Source organism: Streptomyces sp. x-19 (genome assembly GCF_046549115.1).
Taxonomy (GTDB): Bacteria; Actinomycetota; Actinomycetes; order Streptomycetales; family Streptomycetaceae; genus Streptomyces; species Streptomyces albulus_C.
The window spans coordinates 222763-235188 of sequence record NZ_JAJPWK010000006.1 but is presented as its reverse complement, the minus strand read 5'-3'; the positions used below and the strand labels follow the sequence as shown (position 1 = coordinate 235188).

Genomic DNA, 12426 nt, shown 5'->3' with positions numbered 1-12426 from the left:
AACCCGTCCCCAGGCCCGCTCCCCGCCACGGCCCCGGTGTCGTCGCTCGCCGGAAACGACACCCGCTGCGGAGCCGGTGTACGACGTGCCTCCGGTTTTTCCACCGTACTCCGGCACGGCGTGCCGGCTGCCTGTCTGGGCAGCGCCCCTTACCGGGACGTGCCCGCGGAGTACGGTGAAGCCACCGAGACTTCCCGACGTCGGCAACCCCGCCGGCGGGGCACGGGCGAACGGCGGCACATGTACCTGTACCGCAGGCGGGCGGACCACCATGACCGGCAACACGGACACCCCGGACACGCCGAAACTCCTACCGGATGCGCTCGATCAGACTGTCGAACCCGGTACGGCCCTGCTGAGGCTGGCGACCACCCGGTCCCGCGAAGGGATCCTCGACGGTGCGTGGTGGCCGCGCTCCCGCGACATCGGCGCCGAGTTGCCCGGCCTGATCACCGCACTGACCCGGCACCTGGGACCCGTGTTGCGCGTCGGTCTGGACGCGAGCGCCTGGGAGGATCTGCCGACCCGGCTCACCATCGATGACCGGATCGTCCACATCGACTCGTTCCCGATCGGCGACGACACCGCGCTCATCACCCGCGGCGACCGCGACCACTTCTCCCTGCTGGTGGTCCCGCCGGAGACCCCGCCGGACGCGGCCCGCGCCGCGATGGGCCGGGCCGTCCGGGCGGACAACGTCACCGAGGCCCAGCAGATCCTGATCGACACCACCACCGGAGCGGCCCGCCAGCGCCCCGTGCAGGGCCCGCGCACCGACCGGGACCACGGCCAGATGGCCTGACGGCCGGCGGTCAGGCCAGGGACCGGCGCCCGCCGCCCCTGTTATTGAGCCATTCCCCGCTCGGCACCCCTCGCGCGCAGCGGCTCTCATACGACTCTCAGACGCGGCCCCTACGGTCGCGCCCATGGGAACGACGACCGACAAGCGAACCGACGACGAGACGACCGGCGCCGAGGACACGGGGACCGCGGCGGCCGGAAAGGCCACGGAGACCACGAAGACCACGAAGACCACGAAGACCACGGGGCAGACCCCGCAGGCCGGGGCAACAGCCGCGGCGGAGGAGAAGCCGGAGGCCGGCGGGGAACCCGAGACCACCGGGGCATCCGTGACCGGTGATGCGGCCGACGCGGCGGAGGCCGGGAGCGGCGCCGCCGAGGACGACCAGGAGGAAGCCGGCGACGAGACCGCCGACGAGACCGCGGCCGACCCCGCCGGAGCCCCCGCCACCGGTGCGGCCGCCGGCGCCGGTGCCGTGGTCGCCGCCGGACTCGGCCTGGCCTCCGTCACCGGCACCTGGCTGAGCACCCTGCTCGCCGAACGGCAGACCCTGCTGGGCCAGATCAAGCTCCAGTCCGGCAAGGCCACCGACCAGATCGCCGCCGTCTACGGCGCCCCCTGGCACACCACCGCCCTGGTCAACGGGGTGTTCGCGGTGCTCGCCATGCTCGTCGCCGCGGTGGTGCTGACCGGACGGCGCCCCGCGTGGGTGCGGGCCGTCGCCTGGGGCGGACTGGTGCTCGGCCTGCTCGGGCTGGTCATCTCGGCGGGCATGTACCTCGACCTGTTCGCCAGCATGCCCAGCCTTCCTAAGGGGGCCGGCGGCGGCGCCTGAGCCCTCCTGAGGACCGCGGCGGGCACCGCCTAAGGACCCCCGCGCGTTCCGGAGCGTTTCTAAGGCGCCGGGTGGCCGGGACGCGCGTTCCTAAGCTCCCGGCCGCCCACCGCCCCGGAACCCGGGCCCCGAACCGGCCCGAAGATCGGGAACCCGCCCGATGTGGCGGACCCCCCTGCGCAACGAGAGTGGAGGCCATCGGCGCCCGGCGAACGGACCGGGCACCGCCACCACCTCACCCAGGGGGAACCACCATGTACACCTCCGAACTGGAGATCCGGATCCGCTACGAGGAACTGCGCCGCGAGGCCGACCGCCGCCGTCTGGTGCGCGAGGCCACCCAAGGCGCGCGCGGCGCCGCCGTCTTGGCGAGCGACGACCCCGAAGGGCGGGTGAGACCCTCCCGGGCCCGGCGCTGGCGCGTGCGCCGCGCCGCCGCCTGACCGGCCCGCCGCCGCCAGGACCCGCGCACCATGACCGTGCGGACCAGCGGGAACGGCCCCGGTGTGCCGGAAACCACTGCCGCAGTGTCGGACCCCTGTGCGATGCTCGGCACCGTGGAGAGCAGACCCATCAGCCCCGTCTTCGTCGGCCGCGCGCCCGAACTCACCGAGTTGGGCGACGCGCTGGCGCGGGCCGGCGCGTCCCGCGAGCCCCAGGCCCTGCTGATCGGCGGCGAGGCCGGGGTCGGCAAGACCCGCCTCATCGAGGAGTTCTGCGAGACGGCCCGCGGCAGCGGCGCGCAGGTCGCGCTCGGCGGCTGCATCGAAATCGGCTCCGAGGGCCTGCCGTTCGCCCCGTTCTCCTCGATCCTGCACACCCTCAACGCCCACCTGCGCGACGAACTCGCCGCGGCCGTCGCGGGCCAGGAGGGCGAACTGGCCCGCATCCTCCCGGAGCTCGGCGAGACCGCCGGGGAGATCAGGGACGAGGAGATCGGCCGGGCCCGGCTCTTCGAGCTCACCGCCCGCCTGTTGGAGCGGCTCGCCACCCACCGCACCCTGGTCATCGTCGTCGAGGACCTCCACTGGGCCGACCGCTCCACCCGCGAACTGCTCGCCTACCTCCTGCGCGCCCTGCACGACGCCGGCATCGTCCTGATCGCCACCTACCGCTCCGACGACATCCACCGTCGCCACCCACTGCGCCCCTTCCTCGCCGAGATCGACCGGATGCGCACCGTCCGCCGCATCGAACTGGGCCGCTTCAACCGCGACGAGGTCCGCTCCCAGATCGCCGGGATCCGCGGCAGCGAGCCCGCGGAGGACACCGTCGACCGCGTCTTCAAGCGCTCCGAGGGCAACGCCTTCTTCGTCGAGGAACTGGCCCGCGGCCTCGCCGACGGCTGCCTCTACGGCCTCAGCGACCCGCTGCGCGACCTCCTGCTGGTGCGCGTCGAGGCGCTGCCCGAGGACGCCCAACGGGTGGTGCGGATCGCCGCCGAGGCCGGCTCCACCGTCGAGCACGAACTCCTCGCCGCCGTCTGCCAGATGCCCGAGGACGACCTCATCGAGGCGCTCCGGGCCGCCGTCGGCAGCAACACCCTCGTCCCCACCCAGGACGGCACCGGCTACCGCTTCCGGCACGCCCTGGTCCGCGAGGCCGTCGTCGACGACCTGCTGCCCGGTGAGCGCACCCGCCTCAACCGCCGCTACGCCCAGGCACTGGAAGCCGACCCCGGCCTGGTCCGCGCCGAGGTCGGCGCCACCCGCCTGGCCAGTTACTGGTACAAGGCCCACGACGCCGCCAAGGCACTGCCCGCCGTCCTCGCCGCCTCCGTGCAGGCCCGCCGCCGCCACGCCTACGCCGAGCAACTGCGCCTGCTGGACCGCGCCCTGGAGCTGTGGGACGACGCCCCGCCGGAGGTCCGCCGGGGCGTCCGCCCGCTCGACTACGCCGAGGGCTACCCGGCCTGCGGCTGCGACGACGACGCCCTGCGCTTCCTGGACCTGCTCGCCGAGATCGCGGTGGCCGCCCGCCTGTCCGGCGACAGCGAGCGCGCCTTCATGATCACCAAGCGGGCGCTGCGCCGACTGCGCACCGAGAACGACCCCCTGCGCACCGCCTGGTTCCTGATGCAGCGCTCCCGGCTCTGCCAGGGCACCGGCCGCGGCGACGGCTGGGAGGACCTGGGCCGCGCCCAGGAGCTGATGCGCGGACTGCCGCCGTCCTCCGTGCACGCCACCGTGACGGCCGCCGTCGCCAGCTGGCAGATGCTCCACGAACCGGGCCCCGGCACCTTCACCACCGCCGAACGGGCCGTGGAACTGGCCCGATTGGTGGGCGACGAGGAGGCCGAGCTCAACTCCCGGGTGACGCTCGCCGGACTGTCGGTGGACGCCGGGGACGTCGAGGCGGGCCTCACCGAGTTCCGCACCGCCCTCGACCGGGCCGTCGAGCGCGGCTACTTCGCCGTCATCGGCCGCGGCCACGTCAACCTCCCCGGCACCCTGGAGGGCGTCGGCCGCTCCCGCGAAGCCGTCGAGGTCACCGACCAGGGCACCGAACTCACCACCCGCTACGGCCTGAAGAACTCCACCAGCTGGGTGCTGAGCAACCGCTCCGAATCGCTCCAGTCCCTCGGCCGCTGGCCGGAGGCCGGGCAGGCGGCCACCGAAGCCCGCCGCCTCGCCCAGAACTCCCTCGCCCTCGCCCTGGCCGCCAGCCGCCTCACCGTCCTCGCCCTGGACACCGGCGACCTCACCGCAGCCGAGCGCGAACTGGCCTTCGCCCAGGAGCACTACGGCACCCACGACCCCCAGCCACAGCACGCCCTGCCCATGGTCCGGCACGCCCTGCGGCTGGCCGCCCGACAGGGCCGGATCCTCGACGCCCGCACCCTCCTCGTGCGCTCCGCGCTGGACGCCGGCTTCGCCCCCGGCCTGCACCGCTACGCCTGGCCGCTGCTGTGGTCGGCGGTCACCGCGGAGGCGGACGCCCGCGGGCTGCCCGCCGCCGACCCCGGCCGGCCCGAGATCCTCGCCCGCATCCGGGACGCCGCCAAGCGGCTGGCCCGGCTCTCCCCGGTGTGGGACGCCTACGGCACGGCGGTCGCGGCGGAACTCCGCCGCGCCGAGGGCCGGGACTCCCCGGACGCCTGGGCCGAGGCGGTCGCCGCTTTCACCCCGGTGGAGCGGCCGCACGAACTGGCGTGGTGCTGCCGCCGCTGGGCCGAGTCGCTGCTGCACGGCACCGAGCGGGCCACCGCCGGTCTGGACGGCCGCACCCCCCGCGAGGTCGCGGTGCTGCTGCTCGGCCAGGCGCACACCGCCGCCGTCGACCTCGGCGCCCGCCCCCTCGTCGGCGAACTCGAACTCCTCGCCCAGCGCGCCCGGATACCCCTCGCCGGCCGACCGGCACCGGGGACGGCCCGCGCCGCGGCCGGCGCACCGCCGCCCGCCGCCCCCGCCGAGTCCCTGGGGCTGACGCCCCGCGAGCGGGACGTGCTCCGTCTCGTCGCCGACGGCCGCAGCAACCGCCAGATCGCCGACACGCTCTTCATCTCGCCGAAGACCGCCAGCGTCCACGTCTCCAACATCCTCGCCAAGCTGGGCGTTTCCGGGCGCGGCGAGGCGGGCGCGGTCGCCCACCGGCTGCGGCTGTTCGCCGAGCCGGCGCCGGAGAAGGACCCGGCGCCGACCGCGTAGGCCCGGCCGGGCGGTCAGCCGCCCGCGCCGCCGTCCGGTGCGGGCGGCTGCGGCCGCGACCGGACGACCACGACCCCGGACGCCAGGTCTATCGGCCCCGTCCCGGGGTCCCCGTCGCCGACGTCGTCGAGCACCAGCGACATCCGCTGGCGCTCCTCGTCGGTGTGCTTGCGGCCGGGCGCGAACAGTTCTTCCACGACGTTGAACACGGTGCCCCCTTCGGCGCGATCACTGCGGATGCACCCGTCCCCGGCACCGAGTCTACGCAGACCGCCCACAAGGGGATCAGCTCACCACCAGGCGGAGGATCCGGTCGTCCCCCTTGCGGGGCCGGCCCCGGCCGTCGGTGTTGCTGGTGACCAGCCACAACGCCCCGTCATCCGCCGCCACCACGGTCCGCAGCCGCCCGTGGGCGCCGGTCAGGAACGCCTGCGGTGCGGCCACCGGCTTCGTCCCGTCGAGCGGGATCCGCCACAGCCGTTCGCCGCGCAGCGACGCCATCCACAGCGAGCCCCTGGCGTACGCCAGTCCGCTGGGCGAGGCGTCCGCGGGCTTCCACACCAGCACCGGATCGGCGTACCCCGGCGGCACCGCACCGCCCTTCCGCTTCCCCTCGACCTGCGGCCAGCCGTAGTTCCGCCCCGGCTCGATCAGATTGAGCTCGTCCCAGGCGTCCTGCCCGAACTCCGAGGCCCACAGCCGCCTGTCGGCGTCCCAGGCGAGCCCCTCGACGTTGCGGTGGCCGTAGTCGTACACCACCGAGTCGGGCTCCGGGTTGCCGTGCGCCGGCTCGCCGTCCGGGGTCATCCGCAGGATCTTCCCGGCCGTCGACTTCTTGTCCTGGGCCAGCGCCTTGTCGCCGGTCTCGCCGGTGCTCGCGTAAAGCATCCGGTCCGGGCCGAACGCCAGCCGCCCGCCGTTGTGGAAGCGGCCCTTGGGGATGCCCTTGAAGACGGTGTTGGGCGCGCCCAACTGGTTGCCGGGGTCCCGCCGCTCGTCGTAGATCATGCGCGCGATGCGGTTGTCGGACGCGGTCGTGAAGTACGCGTACACCTGGTGGTCGGAGCCGAACGACGGGGCCACCGCGAGCCCCAGCAGGCCGCCCTCACCGCCGGGCGCCGCCCCCGGGACCGAGCCCACCTCGGTGACCTTCCCGCCGTGCGCGGCGACCCGCACGATCCGCCCGGTGTCCCGCTCGCCGACCAGCAGGTCCCCGCCGGGCAACACCGCCACCCCCCACGGCGACTTCAGGCCGGTGGCCAGCGTCCCGGTGACCCGCACCGTCCCCTTGGCGGGCGGCACCACGGCGGACGCGGACGGACTCGGCGCCGGCGACCCGGGCCGGTGCGCCGGCCCGACGGACCCCGTACCCCCCGCCGCCGGCCCCCCGCCGGACGAACATCCGGCCACCAGCAGCAGACAGGCGGCGGCCAACACGGCCTTGCGGGAACGGCGTTGCACGGCAGGATCCTCTCGTCGGCGGCGGGCCGGACCAGGACACCACATCACCCGCCACCCACCGGACCCACGCGCCCGACCCGCCGCACGGTCCCACCCGCTCAACCCCGCCCGGCGCCCTTCCCACCCCTCACGGGAGGCACACCCCGACACCCCGCGCGGTGCCCTAGTACCACGACTCCCGAGCCCGCGGCAGCGCGGCGATCTCCCGCAGGTCCTCCGGGGCGAGCGCCAGCTCCGCGGCGTTGGCGTTCTGCGCCACCCAGCGCTCCTTCTTCGTGCCCGGCACGGGGACCACGTGGCTGCCCTGCGCCAGCACCCAGGCCAGCGCCACCTGCCCGGGAGTCGCCCCGTAACGGGCGCCGACCCGGCGCAGCCCGGCCACCACCGGCTGGTTGGCGGCCATCATCTCGGCGGTGAACCGCGGGTGCCGGGCCCGTATGTCCTCCGGTTCGAAGCCCTGCCCGGGGGTGAGGGTGCCGGTCAGGAAACCGTTGCCCAGTGGCATCGCCGCCAGCAACCCCACCCCGCGCGACTCGCACCACGGCAACAGCTCCACCAGCGCCTCCGGCGACCACACCGACAGCTCCGCCTGCACGCTGCTCACCGGGAACACCTGCTGGACGCGCTCCAGTTGGCGCAGCGTCCCGGCGTGCAGCCCGGAACCGCGCAGCCCCCGGCCCCCGGGCACCAGCCGCCCGTCCCGAAGGGCCCGCGGCGTGCGCGCGGCGCGCGCCCCCACCGCGCACAGCCCCAGCGCCCGCACCTTCCCGGCCGCGACCAGCTCCGCCATCGCCCCCCAGGTCTCCTCGACGGGCACCTCGGGGTCCGCGCGGTGCAGTTGGTAGAGGTCGATGTGGTCGGTCTGCAGCCGCCGCAGCGACGCGTCGCAGGCACGCTTGATGTAGCCGGGGCGCCCGTTGGCGACGATGTGCTGATCCCCGGCGAGCAGCCCGCACTTGGTCGACACGAAGGCGTCCTGCCGCCGCTCCTTGAGCACCCGCCCCACCAACAACTCGTTGGTGAACGGGCCGTACATGTCCGCGGTGTCCAACAGGCTGCACCCCCGGTCGAGGGCGGCGTGCAGCGCCCGCACCGACCCCTCCCCGCTGCGCTGCGACTCGCTGTAGCCCCAGCTCATCGGCATGCAGCCGAGCCCGATCGCGCCCACCTCCAGGGCCGCCGCGCCGATTGTCCTGCGCTCCACCTGGTCGTGCCTCCGTCCCTCGCCCCCCGATCAAGGGCCAGTCCAAACTAACGTCTGAACCAAACGTCTCTTCGCATAGCCTCGGGCCATGGCAACAGCAGACCCGCACGCAGCCTCCGGCGACGTATGGCTCCCGATCCCGCCGGACGAGATCGACGGCCTCCCCGACGGCCTCCACTACGTCCACTGGGACGCCGGCCCCACGTACCCGGCCGACCCCGCCCGGTGCGTCTTCTACGTCGTCCCGTACATGAAGCCCGCCGACGTCTGCCTGCGCCCGCTGCTGCGGATGGACCGGGTGCGCGTGGTGCAGACCCTCACGGCCGGCGTCGAGCACATGCTCCCCGCACTCGACGGCCTGCCGTCCGGCGCCCAGTTGTGCAACGCCCGCGGACTGCACGACGCCAGCACCGCCGAACTCGCGCTCACCCTGACGCTGGCGGCCCTGCGCGGCGTCCCGGGCTTCGTCAGGGCGCAGGACGCGGGGGAGTGGCGGCCGGAGTTCCGACCGGCGCTCGCCGACAAGTCGGTCCTCATTGTGGGCTATGGTTCGATCGGCAGTGCCATCGAGGACCGGCTCATGCCCTTCGAATGCGCGCGGGTCATGCGCATCGCGCGCACCGCCCGTGACACCGTGCGCGGTCCGGTGCATCCACTGTCCGAGCTGACCGCCCTCCTGCCCGCGGCGGACGTCGTCATCCTCGCCACCCCCCTCACCGAGCAGACGCGTGGCCTGGTCGGACGCGATTTCCTGGCCCGGATGAAGGACGGCGCACTCCTCGTGAACGTCGCCCGCGGCGCGGTCGTCGACACCGCGGCGCTCCTCGCCGAACTGGAGTCGGGACGACTCCGGGCCGCCCTCGACGTCACCGATCCGGAACCCCTGCCCGCCGGCCACCCGCTGTGGCACGCTCCCGGCGTGCTCGTCACTCCACACGTCGGGGGTCCCAGCTCTGCCTTCCTGCCCCGTGCGAAGCGGCTCCTGCGCGGTCAGTTGGCGCTTTTCGCGGCCGGCGAGCCCGTCCGGCACGTCGTCGCCACCGCACCGGAATCCCGAGTGGATCGCTCTACGAGGCCGTAGGACTGCGCTCTGTATCCACAAATCCCCAGGTTGTCACGCTCCGTAGAGGCACTATGTCCCTGAGTGACGGATCTGGTGTATCGTCCCGAGCGGGGATGCGCCGGGATCGTCACGGCGCGATACGAAAGATCCGGAACCGAGGGGGGCGACGGGCGATGTACTGCCGATGGATGATCCGCGAGCCACGCGATCCACGACCGCCCGCAGCAATGTCACCGGGGCCACGGACGCGCCGTTCCCGACGCGGCCCGGCACGGAAGAACGGAAGAGCACGGTGAGCGCCCCGGGGGCCATGCTCTCGCGCTCGCCCGCGCAGACCTCAGGTGCCCCGAGCCCGGTGCCGCAGGTCGCGCTGGCCGTCGTCTGCGGGGGCTATGCCGTGGGCTCCACGATGGGCTGGGGGTCGCCCCGGACCGCCGCGATCATGGGGGACTTCGGGCTCAGCTTCGCGGCCCTCGTCGCGGCCGTCTCCTGCGGCCTGTACGCCCGCAAGTACGCCACCCCCTTCCGCCCGGCCTGGGTCCTGTTCGCCATCTCCTCCGGGATGGCCGGCCTCGGCAACGGCGTCTGGGGCTGGTACGAAGTCGTCCGGGTCGCCGAGGTCCCCAGCCCGTCCATGGCCGACTTCTGCTTCCTGCTGTTCGCGCCGCCGGCCATCGTCGGTCTGCTGGTACTCGCCAAGCGGCCGGTGACCAGGGCCGGTTGGGTCTGCCTCGGGCTCGACGCCTGGCTGATCGCCGGCTCGCTGCTGACCCTGTCCTGGAGCCTCGCGCTCGCGCACACCGCGCACTTCCAGGGCCGCACGGTCGCCCAGAGCGCCCTCTCGCTGGCCTACCCGCTGCTGGACATCGTGTTGGTGAGCATGGTCCTGGCGCTGCACTTCCGGCGCTCCTCCGTGCACCGCTCCGCGATCAACACCGCGATCGCCGCGCTCGCGGTGACGGTGCTGTGCGACGCGCTGTTCAGCTCCCCGCTGCTGCACGACCACTACCGCTCCGGCCAGATCCTCGACGCCGGCTGGTTCGCCGGCTCGATGCTCTTCGCCTACGCCCCGTGGGTGGGCCGCCGGACCGGCGCGGAGGCCGCCGCCGAGGAGGCCCGGCTCGCGGCGCGCCGCCCGCTGCCGTCCGGCAGCCGCCCCATCGCGGGCTCGCTGGCCGCCCTGACCCCGTACCTCGCCGCCGCCGTCTGCACCCTGGGCATCCTCACCAACGTCCTGGACGGGCGGCGCATCGACCGCGTGGTGCTCTTCACCGGGTGCACGGTGGTCCTGGCCCTGGTCGTCCGACAGGGCATCATGCTGCTCGACAACATCACCCTCACCCAGGAGTTGGCGCAGAAGGAGAACCACTTCCGCTCCCTGGTGCAGGGCTCCAGCGACGTCATCATGATCGCCGCACCGACCGGGGTGCTGCGCTACGTCAGCCCCGCCGCCGCCGGGGTCTACGGCCGCGACGCCGAGGAACTGGTCGGCTCCGAGCTGGCCTCGCTGATCCACCCGGAGGACCTGGGCCGGGTCGTCCACGAGGTCCGGCGCTTCCTCGCCGCCGCACCCGAGGTCGAGCCGACCACCAGGATCGAGTGCCGCTTCCGGGCCGGCGGACAGCGCGCCGGCGGCAACGGCTGGCTCAACGTCGAATCCACGGTCAACCGCCACCACGGCGGCCTGATCTTCAACTCCCGCGACGTCACCGAGCGCGTCCGGCTCCAGGCGCAGCTCCAGCACAACGCCTCCCACGACACGCTCACCGACCTGCCCAACCGCGCACTGTTCACCGAGCGCGTCACCAAGGCCGTCACCGGCCGCCGGGCCACCGACCATGACACCGCCGTGCTCTACATCGACCTCGACGGCTTCAAGCAGGTCAACGACACCATCGGACACCAGGCGGGCGACGAGCTGCTGATCCAGGCGGCCCGCCGGCTGGCGGAATCGGTGCGCGCCGGCGACATAGCGGCCCGGCTCGGCGGCGACGAGTTCGCCGCGCTCATCACCGGTGACGGCACCCGGGACCTCGCGGCCCGCGAGTTCCGCATCCTGGAGATCGCCGACCGGCTGCGGGTGCGGCTCTCCGAGCCGTACCGCATCGACGGCCGGGACGTCCGGGTCGCGGCCAGTATCGGCGTCGCCTTCGCCGAACCGGGCATCAGCCCGGCGGGCCTGCTGCGCAACGCCGACCTGGCGATGTACCGCGCAAAGCAGGCCGGCAAGGGCCGGGTCGAGCTCTACGCGCCGCAGATGCAGGACGAGGTCGCGCACCGCGCCGAACTCGCCAGCAAGCTGCGCACCGCCCTCCAGGACGGCGAGTTCGCCCTGTTGCACCAGCCGGTGGTCGAGCTGGCCAGCGGCAAGATCACCGCGGTGGCCGCGCACGCCCGCTGGCGGTCCGCCGAGGGCATCCTGTTCACCCCGGCCGAGTTCCTCCGGGTCGGCGACCGCGGGCGGCTCACCGACGAGGGCGGCGAGCGCGCCGCCGAACTCGGCCGGTGGCAGCTGGAGGAGGCCGTGGAACAGGCCGCCGTGCGGCACCGCGTCGGCCACCAGGTCCCGGTGGCGGTCCGGCTCTCCGCCCGTCGCCTGCTGGACCGCGCGCTGACGCCGAAGGCCATCGAGGCGCTGCTCGCGCGGCACGGCCTCCCCTCGGGCGCGCTCGTCCTGGAACTGTCCGAAAGCGACCCGCGGATCCCGCTGGACGACCTGGAGCGCCGGCTGGTCACGCTGCGCCGTCTGGGGGTCCGGATCGCGTTGGACGGCTTCGGCAGCGGGGACGCCGCGATGAGCGCCCTGCGCCGGCTCCCCATCGACGTCCTGCGGTTGGACCGTGGGCTGATCGACGGGGTGGTGGAGTCCGCCCGGCTCCACAAGATCACCGCGGGGTTGCTGCGGATCACCTCCGACCTCGGCATGCACGCGGTGGCGGAGGGAGTGGACCTGCCCGAGCAGGTGCTGGCCCTGCGCTCCATGGGGTGCACGCACGGCATGGGCCTGGCCTTCTCCGGGCCGCTGGACGAGCCCCGGCTCCGCCGGGCGCTGACCCGCGGCAGTTACCCGGTGCCGGACCTGACCGGTCAGGGGCGGTCCGTGGTGCTCAGTGGCGGCCGTCCGGTCCGGCGGAGTGCCGGGGCCGGGGCCGGTGAGACAGGGGCGTCCCCCGTTGCGCCCAAATAGTGAGACCTCCGTCCCACCCACTTGACACTCGGTGCGCTAGAGGGGGAGGGTCAGTGCCATGCGCACCCGAATTCTCGTACTTGGAAAGCGCGTCGGCTGAAGCTGGGACCCTGACGAACCCAGCTGACCACACCGACGCGCTCCCCTCGCTTGCCTCACGGCACGAGGGGTTTTTTGTTGCATCGCAACCTCACAAATCCCGTCAAAACCCTCAGCTTCGAGAAGAG

9 protein-coding genes are annotated in these 12426 nt (G+C 73.8%); 6 read left to right on the top strand and 3 right to left on the bottom strand.

Annotation, left to right across the window (positions count from 1 at the left end):
* Window positions 1-271 precede the first annotated feature (271 nt).
* From ACLJT4_RS18120 to ACLJT4_RS18105, 4 genes are all read left to right on the top strand, one after another.
* A complete protein-coding gene (locus tag ACLJT4_RS18120; protein ID WP_411123309.1) occupies window positions 272-802 on the top strand; it encodes a DUF5994 family protein in 531 nt (176 codons plus the stop codon).
* A 124-nt stretch (window positions 803-926) separates the two neighbouring features.
* A complete protein-coding gene (locus ACLJT4_RS18115; protein ID WP_411123308.1) occupies window positions 927-1637 on the top strand; it encodes a hypothetical protein in 711 nt (236 codons plus the stop codon).
* A 254-nt stretch (window positions 1638-1891) separates the two neighbouring features.
* Entirely contained in the window at window positions 1892-2080 is a 189-nt protein-coding gene (locus ACLJT4_RS18110) for a hypothetical protein (RefSeq protein ID WP_411123307.1), read from the top strand.
* A 102-nt stretch (window positions 2081-2182) separates the two neighbouring features.
* Window positions 2183-5284, top strand: a complete 3102-nt coding sequence (locus ACLJT4_RS18105; protein ID WP_411123419.1) for a helix-turn-helix transcriptional regulator — start codon at window positions 2183-2185, stop codon at window positions 5282-5284.
* A gap of 14 nt (window positions 5285-5298) precedes the next feature.
* On the opposite strand, the gene ACLJT4_RS18100 is transcribed toward ACLJT4_RS18105, so the two are convergent.
* From ACLJT4_RS18100 to ACLJT4_RS18090, 3 genes are all read right to left on the bottom strand, one after another.
* Window positions 5299-5493, bottom strand: a complete 195-nt coding sequence (locus ACLJT4_RS18100; RefSeq protein ID WP_411123306.1) for a DUF6191 domain-containing protein — start codon at window positions 5491-5493, stop codon at window positions 5299-5301.
* Between the two features lie 76 nt (window positions 5494-5569).
* Window positions 5570-6790 (bottom strand): PQQ-dependent sugar dehydrogenase, encoded by a 1221-nt coding sequence (locus ACLJT4_RS18095; RefSeq protein WP_411123305.1) that lies wholly within the window; start codon window positions 6788-6790, stop codon window positions 5570-5572.
* Between the two features lie 118 nt (window positions 6791-6908).
* Complete coding sequence (locus tag ACLJT4_RS18090; RefSeq protein ID WP_016575315.1) at window positions 6909-7949, bottom strand: aldo/keto reductase; 1041 nt, start codon at window positions 7947-7949, stop codon at window positions 6909-6911.
* Between the two features lie 88 nt (window positions 7950-8037).
* On the opposite strand from ACLJT4_RS18090, the gene ACLJT4_RS18085 reads away from it, so the two are divergent.
* Together ACLJT4_RS18085 and ACLJT4_RS18080 are read left to right on the top strand one after the other, a co-directional pair.
* Window positions 8038-9030, top strand: a complete 993-nt coding sequence (locus ACLJT4_RS18085; protein WP_411123304.1) for a 2-hydroxyacid dehydrogenase — start codon at window positions 8038-8040, stop codon at window positions 9028-9030.
* Window positions 9031-9304: 274 nt separating this feature from the next.
* Window positions 9305-12199: a putative bifunctional diguanylate cyclase/phosphodiesterase gene (locus tag ACLJT4_RS18080; protein ID WP_411123303.1), complete on the top strand. Its 2895-nt coding sequence runs from the start codon at window positions 9305-9307 to the stop codon at window positions 12197-12199.
* Window positions 12200-12426 lie beyond the last annotated feature (227 nt).